The organism is Streptomyces sp. CB01580 (assembly GCF_001905795.1).
In the GTDB taxonomy this organism is placed as follows: Bacteria; Actinomycetota; Actinomycetes; order Streptomycetales; family Streptomycetaceae; genus Streptomyces.
In genome coordinates, this window is the sequence record NZ_LIXJ01000001.1 from 322,880 (window position 1) to 336,302 (window position 13,423).

Annotated in this window: 11 protein-coding genes; 7 read left to right on the plus strand and 4 right to left on the minus strand. The window is 72.7% G+C overall.

Annotated features, from left to right (window positions below):
* Window positions 1-113 precede the first annotated feature (113 nt).
* On the plus strand, window positions 114-1,295 hold the full coding sequence (locus AMK22_RS01115) for a M20 family metallopeptidase (RefSeq protein WP_073781278.1): 1,182 nt from the start codon (window positions 114-116) through the stop codon (window positions 1,293-1,295).
* Window positions 1,296-1,411: 116 nt separating this feature from the next.
* Here AMK22_RS01115 and AMK22_RS01120 read toward each other — a convergent pair whose 3' ends face one another.
* Window positions 1,412-2,407, minus strand: a complete 996-nt coding sequence (locus AMK22_RS01120; RefSeq protein ID WP_073781279.1) for an ABC transporter substrate-binding protein — start codon at window positions 2,405-2,407, stop codon at window positions 1,412-1,414.
* Between the two features lie 610 nt (window positions 2,408-3,017).
* On the opposite strand from AMK22_RS01120, the gene AMK22_RS01125 reads away from it, so the two are divergent.
* Together AMK22_RS01125 and AMK22_RS01130 are read left to right on the plus strand one after the other, a co-directional pair.
* On the plus strand, window positions 3,018-4,046 hold the full coding sequence (locus AMK22_RS01125; protein WP_073781532.1) for a sporulation protein: 1,029 nt from the start codon (window positions 3,018-3,020) through the stop codon (window positions 4,044-4,046).
* Window positions 4,046-4,318 (plus strand): twin-arginine translocase TatA/TatE family subunit, encoded by a 273-nt coding sequence (locus AMK22_RS01130; protein WP_073781280.1) that lies wholly within the window; start codon window positions 4,046-4,048, stop codon window positions 4,316-4,318. The genes AMK22_RS01125 and AMK22_RS01130 overlap by 1 nt, the downstream gene beginning before the upstream one ends.
* Window positions 4,319-4,424: 106 nt before the next feature.
* On the opposite strand, the gene AMK22_RS01135 is transcribed toward AMK22_RS01130, so the two are convergent.
* Window positions 4,425-6,767: a hypothetical protein gene (locus tag AMK22_RS01135; RefSeq protein ID WP_073781281.1), complete on the minus strand. Its 2,343-nt coding sequence runs from the start codon at window positions 6,765-6,767 to the stop codon at window positions 4,425-4,427.
* Window positions 6,768-6,983: 216 nt separating this feature from the next.
* On the opposite strand from AMK22_RS01135, the gene AMK22_RS01140 reads away from it, so the two are divergent.
* On the plus strand, window positions 6,984-8,087 hold the full coding sequence (locus AMK22_RS01140) for a metallophosphoesterase family protein (protein WP_107430443.1): 1,104 nt from the start codon (window positions 6,984-6,986) through the stop codon (window positions 8,085-8,087).
* Between the two features lie 97 nt (window positions 8,088-8,184).
* Here the strand turns inward: AMK22_RS01140 and AMK22_RS01145 are convergent, their stop codons facing one another.
* On the minus strand, window positions 8,185-8,715 hold the full coding sequence (locus AMK22_RS01145) for a DoxX family protein (RefSeq protein ID WP_073781282.1): 531 nt from the start codon (window positions 8,713-8,715) through the stop codon (window positions 8,185-8,187).
* Between the two features lie 248 nt (window positions 8,716-8,963).
* Here AMK22_RS01145 and AMK22_RS01150 point away from each other — a divergent pair, with 248 nt between their 5' ends.
* The gene (locus AMK22_RS01150; RefSeq protein WP_073781283.1) at window positions 8,964-10,979 is read left to right on the plus strand and encodes an NADPH-dependent 2,4-dienoyl-CoA reductase; all 2,016 of its coding nucleotides are present in this window, start codon (window positions 8,964-8,966) and stop codon (window positions 10,977-10,979) included.
* A gap of 62 nt (window positions 10,980-11,041) precedes the next feature.
* The gene (locus AMK22_RS01155; protein WP_079185852.1) at window positions 11,042-11,668 is read left to right on the plus strand and encodes a PadR family transcriptional regulator; all 627 of its coding nucleotides are present in this window, start codon (window positions 11,042-11,044) and stop codon (window positions 11,666-11,668) included.
* On the opposite strand, the gene AMK22_RS01160 is transcribed toward AMK22_RS01155, so the two are convergent.
* Window positions 11,657-12,532 (minus strand): phosphatase PAP2 family protein, encoded by an 876-nt coding sequence (locus AMK22_RS01160; protein WP_443333261.1) that lies wholly within the window; start codon window positions 12,530-12,532, stop codon window positions 11,657-11,659. The genes AMK22_RS01155 and AMK22_RS01160 overlap by 12 nt on opposite strands.
* Window positions 12,533-12,698: 166 nt before the next feature.
* Here AMK22_RS01160 and AMK22_RS01165 point away from each other — a divergent pair, with 166 nt between their 5' ends.
* Window positions 12,699-13,358 (plus strand): TetR/AcrR family transcriptional regulator, encoded by a 660-nt coding sequence (locus AMK22_RS01165; RefSeq protein ID WP_073781285.1) that lies wholly within the window; start codon window positions 12,699-12,701, stop codon window positions 13,356-13,358.
* The last annotated feature ends 65 nt before the right edge of the window (window positions 13,359-13,423 follow it).

A 13,423-nucleotide genomic window follows, 5' to 3' on the forward strand; every position in this document is an offset into this window, starting at 1 on the left:
CACTGGACCGCCAACGACTTAGGCAAGCCTAAGCTAAACACTTGCACCGTGTGCCTGCCGTGTGAACTTCACGACGCAGGGCGGCGCGATCACACCCACCGGAGGAGGAGCCGATGACCGACCCGCACGACGAAACCCCCGCACCCGCACCCGCACCCCAGGACGTCAAGTCCCGTATACGGGAACGGATCGAGGAGCGGCGCGATGTCCTGCTGGACCTGAGCCGCCGGATCCACGGCCATCCCGAGACCGCGTTCACCGAGCACCGCGCCGCCGCCTGGTGCGCCGAACTGCTGGGCGACCAGGGCTTCGCGGTGACCGCCCCGGCCCATGGACTGGACACCGCCTTCGAGGCCGTCACGGGCGGCGGCCCGCTGACGGTGGCGGTCGTCTGCGAGTACGACGCCCTGCCGGAGCTCGGGCACGCCTGCGGCCACAACCTCATCGCCGCCGCCGGGATCGGCGCCGCGCTCGGCCTGGCCCCGTTGGCGGACGAACTGGGCCTGTGCGTAAGGGTGCTGGGCACACCGGCGGAGGAACGGGGCGCAGGGAAGGAGCTGATGCTCCGTCAGGGTGCTTTCGACGGCGTGGACGCGGCCATGATGGTGCACCCGTGCCCGTTCGAGATGGCGGACTTCCGATCCTTCGCGCTCGGCACCCTCTCGGTGACGTACACGGGCCGTGCCGCGCACCCCAGCCTCAACCCGCACGAGGGCCGCAACGCCGCCGATGCGCTGACCGTGGCCCAGGTGGCCATCGGGCTGCTGCGCCAGCAACTGCCGCCGCAGTGGCGGGTGCACGGCATCACCACGGAGGCCGGCAGCGCACCCAACGCGATCCCCGACCGGGCCCGCGCCGAGTACGAGTTGCGGGCGCTGGCCGCCGAGGACCTGACCGAACTGCGCGACCGGGTGGAGGCGTGCTTCCGTGCGGGCGCGCTGGCGACCGGCTGCGAGGTGACCCTGGAGCGCCCGGAGCCCGACTACCTGGACTTCCGCGGCGACCCCGGATTGATCCGGCTGTGGACGGCCAACGCCCGTGCGCTGGGGCGTCCGGAACCGGTGGAACGGCCGCCGTTCGCCTGCACCGACATGGGCAACGTCTCGCACGTGGTGCCGTCCATCCACCCGGTGCTCGACATCAGCGACGGCGCCTCGGGCCCGCACGAGGCAGCCTTCGCCGAGGCGGCCGTATCGGCCAGGGCCGAACGGGCGTTGCTGGACGGGGCGACGGCGATGGCCTGGACGGCCGCCGACCTCGCATGGGCCCGCCGGGCCGGACACCGGCCCGCCTGACGGACGATGGTGGACCGGGGTGCCTGCGGACGCGCTCGGCCGCGCGCGCCCCGGAGCACGCACGGGGGTGCGGGACACCCGCCCCGCACCCCCGTACCGCCCGGCCGGAGGGGGCGTCAGGAGGCACTCAGCGCCTTGCTGATGTCGTTCATGACCACATCGGCCGCGAGCGGGCCGCCCCGGGTCGACCAGACGGAGCCGTCGACCGTCACGGCGTGGCCGGTCCTGACGGCCTTCAGCTCCTTGTACGCGGGCTTGGTCTCGACTTCCTCGAGCGCCTTCTCACCGTCGGAGGTGAGGGTCGAGAGGAACAGCCAGTCGCCGTCGATCTCGTTGATCTTCTCCAGGCTCAGCGACGGAGTGTGCGCGTTGCCGTCCTTGTTCTGCGCCTTGGGCCGCTTCAGCCCCATCTCCAGCGCGATGCCGCTGGCGAACTGCTTGTTCTCCATCCAGCTGGGGCCGTCCGGGTTCCAGCGGACGATGGACACCTCGGCGCCCTTGTTCGCGCCGAGCTTCTCGCCCGCGGCCCTGGCGGCGTTCTCGTGCTCGGTGATGACCTCGTTCGCGGCGCCGAGCTTGTTGACGGCGTTGCCGATGCCCCGGAGCGACAGCTTCCAGTCGTCGGTGGGCGCCGTGGTGACGAGCGTGGCCGGGGTGATCTCGCGCAGCTGCTTCAGAACCTGCTCGTCCTGCATGTCACCGGCGAGGATCAGGTCGGGCTTGGCGGCGACGACCTTGTCCATCACCGGCTGGAGCAGATTGCCGACGACGTCGATGCCCCGGACCTTGTCGGCGAGGTAGGCGGGCGGCTTGTCGAGACCCTGCCCGTTGGTGATGCCCACCGGCTTCAGGCCGAGCGCGAGGACGGCGTCCAGGTCCTCCTGAGTGAGCGTCACGATCCGCTTGGGGTCGGCCGGAACCTCGACGGCCCGGCCGGTGGCGTCCTTGACGGTACGGGTGGCCGATGCCGCGGGCTCCTTGCCCGCATCACCCCTGGCGTCGTCGGAGTCCGTCCCGCAACCGGTCATGAGCAGCGTGGCCGCCGCCGCCACCGCGGCGGCCCGGACCGCGCGGCGCGACAGCGACAGGGAAGGACGACTGGGCAGGGTCATGGGGACTCCATGGTTCACGGGGACGTGCAAACAGTGCGGAGGGCAGGCCGACGACTCGCGATCGCCTCACCAGCCGGCCACAGAGGCTAAGGTTAGCCTTACCTCACACCATTTCGGCAAGGGGATGCCCGTTCACGCGGAGGCCGACGGGAGCGAACCGCCGGAGACCCGTCACCGAACACGCCGGCCTCCCGGTCACGGACCGCCGCCCGACTCCGCGACGGGCCGCGTCACTGGTGCTGTGGCCGGAAAGGTTCGCCGGGAAGCTCGCGGCGTCCGGTGCGGTGCATCGCAAGGCGGAGGATCGCCCTCGTACGGGACGCACTCGGGTGATGCGACAACGCGGCGAGATGCCGTGCCGGGCGTCGCGAGCCGGTGAACCTTTCCGGCCGCAGCACCAGCACCGGAGACACGACGGAACGGACCCGTCAAGCGCCTGCGCGGACGACCGGGCGATCCGTTTCGGACTTTGCCGCTCCGCGTCGCCGGGTGCACCCCGAAGCCCCGCCAACGCCTCTATGCTTCTACACGCCTGTAGAGCGCGGATGCCCGTCCCAGTGTTCCGGACATCCGCGCAACCTCGTACGCGTGTAAGGGAGTGGACGCCTCCATGGTGTTCAAACGACTGCTCGGCTCACTCGGCGTGGGCGGCCCCACCGTCGACACGGTCCTCGACGCCGGGGCGGCCGCGCCGGGCGGCACCCTGTCCGGTCAGGTCCACCTCAAGGGTGGCAGCGCCGGCTTCGACATCGAGCACATCGCGCTGGAACTCGTCGCGCGGGTGGAGGCCGAGTTCGAGGAGGGGGAACGGGAAGGCGCGGTGGTCTTCGAGCGCTTCACCGTCGGCGGCGGCTTCCGGCTGCACGAGGGCGAACAGCGCTCCGTCCCCTTCACGATCGCCCTCCCCTGGGAGACGCCGATCACCGAACTGTACGGGCAGGCCCTGGGCATCGTCCTCGGCGTCCGTACCGAACTGTCGGTGGCCGGCGCCAAGGACAAGGGCGACCTCGACCAACTCGCCGTCCGCCCGCTGCCGGCCCAGGAGGCCGTCCTGGAGGCGCTGGGGCAGCTCGGCTTCGGCTTCAGGTCCGCGGACCTGGAGTACGGCCGCATCGGCGGCACCCACCAGCAACTCCCCTTCTACCAGGAGATCGAGCTGACTCCGGCGCCGCAGTACGCGGACCGGGTCAACGAGATCGAGGTGACCTTCCTCGCCACTCCGGGCGGCATGGACGTGGTCCTGGAGGCCGACAAGCGCGGCGGCCTCTTCTCCTCCGGGCACGACGCGCTCACCCGGTTCACGGTCGCCCATGACACCGTCCACCAGCAGGACTGGCGGGCGCTGGTCGACGGCTGGCTGCGGCAGTTGGTCGAGCACCGCTCCGCGTACGCGCCCGCCCCCGCGTACGGCGCCCACGGTCACGGCGACCCGTACGCCCCGCACCACGGCGGCGGTCACGGCCATGACGGCACCCACCATCACGACGGCACCCACCGCTCCGGACCCGGCATCGGCACCGCCGTCGCGGTGGGCGCGGCCGGGCTCGCGGTGGGCGTCGTCGGCGGCATGGTCGCCGCCGAAGTCGTCGACGAGGTCGGGGACTTCTTCGAGGGCGACGAGGACGAGGGTGACGACTGATGTTCGGAATCAGCGAGCTCGCGATCATCCTGATCGTGGTCATATGCGTCCTGGGCGCCAAGAGACTCCCCGAACTCGCCCGGTCCGCGGGCAAGTCGGCCCGCATCCTCAAGGCCGAGGTGAGGGCGATGAAGGAGGAGCGGCACGCCGGAGCGCCCGCGGACGCCGGGGCGGACGCCCACGGCCGTCACGTCATCCGCGGGGAGACCGTCGCCCGGACGGGGCCCGAGGGCCCGAAGCCGGACACGGGGCACGCCCCGGACCACACGTAGGGCGGACCGGCCGGGCGGGGTCCGCGCCCGCCGGGCCGCCCGTCCCGGCGCGCTTCGGCGGCCGGTGGCGCCCGGCGGGCACCGACGGCGGTGACACCCCGGCCGGTCAGTCCTCCCGGACCGGGGCCCGCCGCACCGGGTCCTCCCGATCGGCGGGGAGCCAGGGCGCGAAGATCTCCGGGAGCCGGTCCAGGTCCGCGGCCGTGAGGGTGACGAGGCGGATGCCCGCCTCCCGCGCCAACTCGGTCTTGCGCTGCACCTTTTCGTAGTACGACCGCTGTTCCATGAGCCCCAGTGCCTCCACGAACGTGCCGTCGCCGAGCCGCCAGTCGGCCCGCAGCCCCGTGGTGTTCAGTTCGAGGTGGCGGGGGTAGTGCGGTTCGGGTTCGTGCTCCACGCCCCGGTGGTGGAAGAAGTCGTCGATGTGCCGCTCCAGCATGGAGCGGCACAGGTGTCCGTCGGTGGCGACGGTCAGCGTGCCGCGCGCCCGGCGCACACCGTCGTCGAGCACCCCCGCCAACTGCAGCCACTGCACCCAGGATCGCGCCGCGCGGGCGGGGCGGGCGGTCAGCAGCCCGGTGACCGGGCGCGGGATCAGGAACCGGCACAGCATGGCCTCGTCGACCGCCCGGGGATCGGTGACGGTCACCCGGTCGAGCTGCGCGAGCGACGGCGGCCCCGAGAACTCGATCCGGACCAGGCGCCGCAGGGCGTGGATGACGGCGTCGGTCCACGGCCCGTCCGTGCCGTTGTCCCTGAGCACGCCGCGCCGGGCGAGCCGACAGCACCCGAAGCAGTACGCGAGCCGGTCGCGCGCCTCCAGGGCCGGCCGCCCGCAGAGCCTGCACGGCGCCGTCCGGCCCGGCACGACGGGCGCGCCGAACATCGCCTCCAGTTCCCGCCGGTAGTACGGGTCGCCGCCCGCCGGGCCGGTGGCGCGTTCCGCCGCGACGGACGGGTCCGCCGTCCGCGCGTTGAGCCACTGCCGGTGGGGCCGCGGGACGAGTTCCAGTGCCCGGGACGTCAGCAGGCAGGGCGACCGGAACGGCCCGGCGTCCCCCGCCCCCGACGCGTCGCGGCGGTTCAGCCGCTCGGTCTCCGCGTCCGGCGCCGCCCATGTCACCCATGACGGCTCGACACCGTGCCGGCGCAGCAGCACGGTCATCGGTTCGGCGTACGGGCGGGCGTGGACGGTCAGGGTTCCCGTGGCGGGGTCGTAGATACCGGCCTGCGGCAGATCGCGCACGGCCACCGCGTCCTCGATCAGCCGGAGCGACCAGACCTCTCCGGGGAGCACGGTGGCGTCGGGGTACTCGTCGAGCCCCGCGAGCACCGACGGCTCCCGCGGATCGACGCCGTGCCGGCGCAGCGCGACGAACGCCTCGGGGCGTGCCCGTTCGTCGATGAGTGTCAACGGCCCGTCCGGCAGGCGGTACTCCCCGACCTCCAGCCCGGTGCGGTCCAGTACGAGGACCTTGTGCGTGCCGTAGACGGTACGGCTGACGGCCCGCAGATCCTCGTACGTGTGGGGGCGTCGGCGGTAGCGGGCCCAGGTCCGCAGCTCGGTCTCCGCCCGTTCGTCGCGGAGGGCCTGCTCCCGGTCCCGGGCGGTCTCCCGCCCCCAGGTGCCGGACGCGGCCCGGGCCGCGAGTGCCGCGCGCAACTGTGCGGCCAGGCGCCCGTGGAGAGCTTCCCGCAGGCCGGAATCCGCCGCCCCGGCGCCCGGCTCCGGGATGTCCGCCGATGTCCCGGTCGACACGTCGGCAGGCACACGGGCGGCAGGCCCGGCGGGCGCGTCGGTGCCGGAGGGCACCTGTTGCGGATCGGTGTCCGCGGCTCCGGGCCCGGCTTCGAGGAAGTCCGTGACGAGCGAGCGCAGTTCGTCGGCGTCGGGCAGGTTCAGCCGCACGCGCCCGATCCAGTGGCCCGCGGCGAGCTGCTCGGCGCGCGTGAACGGCCGGCGCCGGTCGGGGAGCCGGTCCTCCTCCCCGTCGGAGGCGTGGTCGTCGTCCTCCTCGTACTCGTACGCGTCGACGCGGTTCAGCTCGATCCAGCCGTGGCAGCCCACGGCGGCGCCGGCGGCCTCGGCGAGGCGGTGGATGTCCGCCCCCTGGTGGTGAAGGAAACTGTCGTACAGGTAGCCCATGTGACGGTCCAGCACCGAACCGCCCTGCCCGGGCGGCGCGGCGACCGAGATGGCCCGCCGGTCGTACAAGTTGTCCGGCCGCGGCACCAGGCTCACCACGACGGGGACCAGCGCGTCGCACTTCACGCCCGCGGGGGCCGGGGCCATGCTCCCGAGCCGATCCAGCCGGCCGAGCACGAACGTGCGCAGCGCCTCCACCGAGTCGTCGAAGACGGCGAAGGCCGTCGACACCTCGGGGTCGCCGGGCGGGATCACCACCATCGCCTCGTCCCGCAGGTATTCGATCGGCTCACCCTTGTACATGCGGGGATTATGCCAGCGAAGTATGACAAGCCGTTGATGAGGTGGGATACGAATGAAAGTGCGAGCGCCGGGAAGGCGCCGGGGGCGAACGGCGGCGCCGGGGGCGGTTCCGGACAGACGTTCATGAGCGCTTCACCGGGAAGTCGACCGGGTCGCACCACTGCCTGACCCGCAGACCCTACCGTCGTCGGTACAGACCGGTTATTCATCCGTTATATGACCGGTCGCGCCGCCCGGGCGCCGAACCCGGGCCAGAGACAGATCTTCCGGGCCAACCTCGCCCGCAAGGGCATGAAGAACACCGAACTGCTGATCTCCAAAGGCAACCACGACGCGAGCCTGGCCGCGATACGCGCCGGGTACCCCCGGGAGTGGTTCCCCGACTCGGGCGGCGGCTACTACGAGTCGGTAGTGAAGGGCCTGCACGTCCTCACCGTCAACACCGAGACCTACAACTCCGATTCGACCCAGCGTGCCTGGCTCAAGGAGCGGCTGACCGCGATCACCGCCGACCCGGCCAACACGGGCAGGCCCGTCCTGGTGCAGGGCCACCGGCCCACCACCAACACCACCATGGACGGCCAGCAGGCGGCGAACCCCCGGCTCGCGGAGGACCTCGGCGCCTTCCCGCAGGCCATCCTCTTCTCCGGTCACTCGCACCTGAACATCAATGACGACCGCTCGATCCACCAGCGCGACTTCACGTCGGTCAACGACGGCTCGATGAGCTACGTCGAGACCGACGGTCTCGCCAACCGCTTCGAGTCGCCGACCGCGCAGGCCCTCTTCGTCGAGGTCTACAAGGACCGCACGGAGATCGCCCGGGTGAACATGGCCGCGGACAAGCACGACATCTACACCGACGGCAAGTGGACGGCGGACTGGCAGCCGCCGTACGCGAGCGCCGGCACCCTGAGCGGGGACACCTGGACGGTGCGCCTGAAGGGTTCGACGAACCAGCAGATCAAGGACAACTTCCGCTACACGGACGCCACCCGCAACACCGTGGCGCCGAAGTTCACCACCCACCGGCCGCTGTCCCGGGTGTCCGACGAGAAGGGCGGTACGGCCCTGCGGATCGCGCAGGCCCGGGACGACCAGATGGTCCACCACTACGAGGTCGACATCACCGACGCCTCGACCGGCGCCTCGGTCGTCTCGTCCAAGGTCCTCTCGGACTTCTCCTTCATGCCCCGTCCGAACAGCCTCGACATCCCGGTGCCGGGCGCGGTCGCGGGCAAGCGGTACGTGGCCCGGGTCGTCGCGGTCGACGCGTACGGGAACGCCTCCCCGGCCGCGTCGCTGACGTTCCGCAAGTAGCGCCGCCGGGCCGGGCGGCTGCCTCCCCGGACCGCCCGGCCCCTCCGAGCACGTCCGGCGCCTCCGAGCGCGTCCGGCGCCGCGGGCGGACGGGGAGTCAGGTCGTGTCGGGGTCGATCACGTCCCGCCGCCCCCTGGCACGTCTGCCGACGACGGCCGCCGCCGCGACCGCGCTGCCCACGAAGGCCAGGGCGACCGTCCACGGCCGGTCGAAGACATGACGGGTGGCGTGGTCGACCGAGTACCGGCCGGGGCCGGCCAGACCGATCGCCGCGGCGGTGAACCCGAGGAAGGCCGGGTACTCGTAACCGCCGCCCTGCGCGAAGAACCCCGCCGGGGCGTGGACGGCCACGGCTCCCGCCATCGCCCCGGCCGCCGCCGCTCCGGCCGCCGGGGTCGCGAGACCGAGGGCCAGCAGCGCTCCGCCGCCCGCCTCGCCGAGCCCCGCGGCGACCGCGCTGTGCTTCGGCGGATGGAACCCCATGGCCTCCATCGCGGCGGTGGTTCCCGCGATGCCTCCACCACCGAACCAGCCGGCCAGTTTCTGGGTGCCGTGCGCGGCCAGTACCGCGCCGGTGCCGACGCGCAGGGCGAGCAGACCGAGGTCACGCCGGTCGGGACGGGACATGGGACTCTCCGCGGGGGCTCGGGGATTCGGCGTCCGGCAATCCGGAGCGGGGCCGGCAGCTCCCGGACGGAACGGCCGCCCCGGCTCCCACTCTCCGCGGCGCGGGCCGCCGGTGTGACCCGGTACTACGCCGTCCGGGGGACGCGCGCACGGACCACTCTGCGACGAACGCCATTATGCAACTTGTTGCACAATGACATCCCGGTGGTCTACAACTGGCGCAACGACACCGCGCGAGGAGCCGCCGCATGAGCCCGTACCCGAATCTGCTGAGCCCGCTCGACCTCGGGTTCACCACCCTGCCCAACCGGGTCCTGATGGGTTCCATGCACGTCGGCCTGGAGGAGGCCGAGGGCGGCTTCGAGCGGATGGCCGCCTTCTACGCGGAACGTGCCCGGGGCGGCGTCGGCCTGATCGTCACGGGTGGCATCGCCCCGAACGCCCGGGGCTGTTCCGCGCCCGGCGGGGCCAGGATGACCACCGAGACGGAGGCCGAGCGGCACGCGGTCGTCACCTCCGCCGTGCACGCGGCGGGCGGCCGGATCGCCATGCAGATCCTGCACTTCGGCCGGTACGCGCACCACCCCGATCTCGTGGCGCCGAGCGCGCTCCGGGCACCGATCAGCCCCTTCACACCGCACGCCCTGACGGACGCCGAGGTCGAGGAGACCGTCGAGGACTTCGTCAGGGCCGCCGAGCTCGCGCGGCACGCCGGGTACGACGGCGTCGAGATCATGGGTTCCGAGGGCTACCTGATCAACGAGTTCGTCGTCGCGGCCACCAATCACCGCACCGACCGCTGGGGCGGCTCGTACGAGAACCGGATGCGGTTCCCCGTCGAGATCGTGCGCCGGGTCCGCGAGCGGGTCGGTGACGACTTCATCCTGATCTACCGGCTCTCGATGCTGGACCTGGTGCCCGACGGCTCCTCGTCGGAGGAGGTCGTGCGTCTGGCGCGCGCGATCGAGTCGGCCGGGGCCACGATCATCAACACGGGGATCGGCTGGCACGAGGCCCGCATCCCCACCATCGCCACGTCCGTGCCGCGCGGCGCCTACACCTGGGTGACCGAGCGGCTGCGCGGGGCCGTGTCCGTGCCGCTGATCACGAGCAACCGCGTCAACACGCCCGAGCTCGCGGAGGAGATCCTGGCCTCGGGCCGGGCCGACATGGTCTCGATGGCCCGGCCGTTCCTGGCCGACCCCGATTTCGTGGCGAAGGCGGCCGCGGGGCGCCCCGAGGCGATCAATACGTGCATCGGCTGCAATCAGGCGTGCCTGGACCACGTGTTCGGCGGCCGGGTCACCTCCTGCCTGGTCAATCCGCGCGCCTGCCACGAGACCGAACTCGTCCTCTCACCGACCCGGACGGTCAGGCGGCTCGCGGTGGTGGGCGCCGGACCCGCCGGTCTCGCCTGCGCCGTCACGGCGTCCGAGCGCGGCCACCGGGTCACCCTCTTCGACATGGCGGACGGGATCGGCGGACAGCTCGACGTGGCGCGCAGGGTTCCCGGCAAGCAGGAGTTCGACGAGACGCTGCGCTACTTCCGTACCAGGCTCGCGGAGGAGGGGGTCGAGCTGCGGCTCGGCACGCGGGCCACGGCCGAGGTGCTCGAAGGCTTCGACGAGGTCGTCCTGGCCACCGGCGTCACGCCCCGCTCCCCCGCGATACCGGGCCTGGACCATCCGAGCGTGGTCGGCTACCTCGACGTCCTGCGCGACGGGGCGCCGGTCGGCAACCGTGTCGCGATCATCGGGGCGGGCGGGATCGGCTTCGACGTAGCGGAGTTCCTGACCGACCCGGGCGACGGGGCGAGCGCCGACCCCGAGGCGTTCTTCCGGCGATGGGGCGTCGACACCGCCCTCCGGGAGCGGGGCGGTCTGCGGACCGCCGAACGCGCGGCACCTGCGCGCACCGTCCACCTCGTCCAGCGCAGGCCCGGCAAGGTCGGTGCGGGGCTGGGGAGGACGACCGGCTGGATCCACCGCACCGAGATGCGGCACCGGGGCGTGACGATGATCGCGGGCGCCTCCTACGACCGGATCGACGACGAGGGCCTGCACCTCACGGTCGACGGTGAGCGGCGCGTCCTGCCGGTCGACACCGTGGTGGTCTGCGCGGGCCAGGAGCCGCGCCGCGAGCTGTACGAGGAACTGATCGCGGCGGGTCGTCGGGTGCGTCTGATCGGCGGCGCGAACGTGGCCGCCGAGCTGGACGCCAAGCGCGCGATCCGCCAGGGCACCGAGGTCGCGGTCGCGCTCTGACGGAGCCGGCTCCGCCATGAGCGGGCGGGAGGGCCCGCGCGGCACTCCCTAGGATGCACCCCATGTCACTCCCGCACGCGATCCTGACCGCCCTGCTCGAAAAGCCCTCGTCGGGGCTGGAGCTGACCCGCAGGTTCGACCGGTCGATCGGCTACTTCTGGTCCGCCACGCACCAGCAGATCTACCGCGAGCTGGGGAAGCTGGAACGGGCCGGGCAGATCCGGACGCTGCCGTCGGAGCAGCCTGCCCGTGGCCGGAGGAAGGAGTACGAGGTGCTGCCCGCGGGCCGCGAGGAGCTGGCCGCGTGGGTGGCCCGCTCCGAGGACCCCAAACAGGTCCGCGACCCGTTGCTGCTGCGGATCCGGGCGGCGGCGGTCGTCGGCGCCCCGGGGCTGGACGCGGAGCTGCGCCGCCATCTGGAGCTGCACCGACGGCAGCTGGCGGAGTATCTGGAGATCGAGGAGCGGGACTTCCCGCCCGGGCGGGATTCCGAGCCGGACCGCTTGCGGCATCTGGTGCTGCGCGGCGGGATCGATCTGGAGAACTTCTGGATCGGGTGGCTCACCCGTGCCCTGGGCGAGGACGAGCGCGAGGGGCCGGGTACGGCCCCGGCGGTGTCGGACGTCCGGGACGGCGTCGGCCGGTCCGGCCCTCGGCGTGCGCAGTGGCCGGACGCCTCACACCCCTGACGAGACGTACGGGGGCTCGGTACGGGGGCTCGGTACGGCGGCGTGGGCCTCGGGCGCGACGGGTCCGGCGGGCCGGGGCACGGCGTCGGGCGCCCGCGTGCCGCCCGACGCGCGCCACGGACGCCGTGCCGGCGCCGACCGGACGCGGCGCAGCGGCAGGACCGCGCACGCCACCGCGAGGAGGGCGCCGGCCACGATCGAGTCCAGCCAGTAGTGGTTGGCGGTGCCGACGATCACCAGGAGCGTGACGAGCGGATGCAGCAGCCACAGCCAGCGCCACCGGGTGCGGGTGGCGGCGATCAGTCCGACGGCCACCATGACCGCCCAGCCGAAGTGGAGCGAGGGCATCGCGGCGAACTGGTTCGCCATCGTGTCGGTCGCCGGGTCCGCGCCGTACACCGACGGTCCGTACACCTGGCCGGTGTCGACGAGCCCGGCCTCGGCCAGCAGCCGGGGCGGGGCGAGCGGGAACAGCAGATGGAGCGCGAGCGCGGCGCCGGTGAGCGCGACGAGGACCCGGCGCGACCACACGTAGTGGCGCGGGCGGCGCCAGTAGAGCCACGCCAGGAACAGGAGCGTGGCCGGGAAGTGCACCACCGCGTAGTAGGTGTCGGCGAGACGGACCAGCGTCACGTCGTGCAGCAGCAGGCCCTGGACCACGCCCTCGCCGGGCAGCCGTACGGCCCGTTCGAGGTCCCAGACACGACCCGCGTTGTGGAACGCCTCCTCCACGTGACCGTTCGCGACCCGCCGGCCGAGTTTGTAGAGAGCGAAGAACCCGACGACGAGCAGAAGCTCGCGGACGAGCGACGGCCGGGCGAAGCCCTCCGGCTCACGGTCCGCGGGCCCGCTACCGGCATGCATCACCCGGCGCCCCTTTGCTGACGAAGCTGTGTGTATCGGCGGCGTGGTCGGACCCACGCCAAATCGATACGCCAGTGTACCGATACGCTTACGTATCGGTACGTGCGCGTTTCGGTAGACTGACGTATCGATGGACCTCGTCGCAGCTCGCCGGGAGGACGCCTCAATGACGTCGCAGGACACCGCGCACGCACCGGCGCACCCGCCGCGCCGCTCGAAGATCACGCCGGAGCGCGCGCGGGAGTTCTACGCGGCCGTGCTGGACATCCTTCGGGAGTCCGGGTACGAGGCCCTCACCATGGAGGGGGTCGCGGCGCGGACGCGCTGCGGCAAGTCCACGCTCTACCGGCAGTGGGGTTCGAAGCCGGAGCTCGTCGTGGCGGCGCTGCGCGGCACCCGGCGGTCGGAGCTCCCGCACATCGACACCGGCACGCTGGCGGAGGATCTCCGCGAGGCCGCGCGCGTCATCGGCGCGGGCTCGGGCCGCGAAACCCAGCTGATGCATGCGCTCGGCCACGCCGCACTGCAGAACCCCGACCTGCTGTGCGCGCTGCGCGAGGCGCTGATCGCGCCGGACATCGCGGCGATCGAGCTCATGGTGCGGCGCGGCGCGGAGCGCGGCGAGATCCCGGCGGACAGCGCGGCGGCACAGTACGTCTCCGCGCAGCTGCTGGGCGTGCTGCGCGCACGACCGCTGCTGGACGGGAGATTCGCGGACGAGGCGTATCTCACCCGCTTCGTGGAGAGCGCCGTTCTCCCCGCACTCGGACTGGGCACCCCCGGCGCCCCGGTCCCCGAGGACGTGGACCGTCGTCCGAGCGGATGACGACGGCCCACTTGCGCCGCACCGTGGGGACGGGGGCGGCGTACGAACCGAGCGGCCGGTGGTTC

Excerpts from the sequence above, each read along its gene's own strand:
- AMK22_RS01155 (WP_079185852.1), top strand. The coding sequence starts at position 11,042 with ATGTCACTCCCGCACGCGATCCTGACCGCCCTGCTCGAAAAGCCCTCG.
- AMK22_RS01115 (WP_073781278.1), top strand. The coding sequence starts at position 114 with ATGACCGACCCGCACGACGAAACCCCCGCACCCGCACCCGCACCCCAG.
- AMK22_RS01160 (WP_443333261.1), bottom strand. The coding sequence starts at position 12,532 with ATGCATGCCGGTAGCGGGCCCGCGGACCGTGAGCCGGAGGGCTTCGCC.
- AMK22_RS01130 (WP_073781280.1), top strand. The coding sequence starts at position 4,046 with ATGTTCGGAATCAGCGAGCTCGCGATCATCCTGATCGTGGTCATATGC.
- AMK22_RS01140 (WP_107430443.1), top strand. The coding sequence starts at position 6,984 with ATGACCGGTCGCGCCGCCCGGGCGCCGAACCCGGGCCAGAGACAGATC.
- AMK22_RS01125 (WP_073781532.1), top strand. The coding sequence starts at position 3,018 with ATGGTGTTCAAACGACTGCTCGGCTCACTCGGCGTGGGCGGCCCCACC.
- AMK22_RS01120 (WP_073781279.1), bottom strand. The coding sequence starts at position 2,407 with ATGACCCTGCCCAGTCGTCCTTCCCTGTCGCTGTCGCGCCGCGCGGTC.
- AMK22_RS01135 (WP_073781281.1), bottom strand. The coding sequence starts at position 6,767 with ATGTACAAGGGTGAGCCGATCGAATACCTGCGGGACGAGGCGATGGTG.
- AMK22_RS01150 (WP_073781283.1), top strand. The coding sequence starts at position 8,964 with ATGAGCCCGTACCCGAATCTGCTGAGCCCGCTCGACCTCGGGTTCACC.
- AMK22_RS01145 (WP_073781282.1), bottom strand. The coding sequence starts at position 8,715 with ATGTCCCGTCCCGACCGGCGTGACCTCGGTCTGCTCGCCCTGCGCGTC.
- AMK22_RS01165 (WP_073781285.1), top strand. The coding sequence starts at position 12,699 with ATGACGTCGCAGGACACCGCGCACGCACCGGCGCACCCGCCGCGCCGC.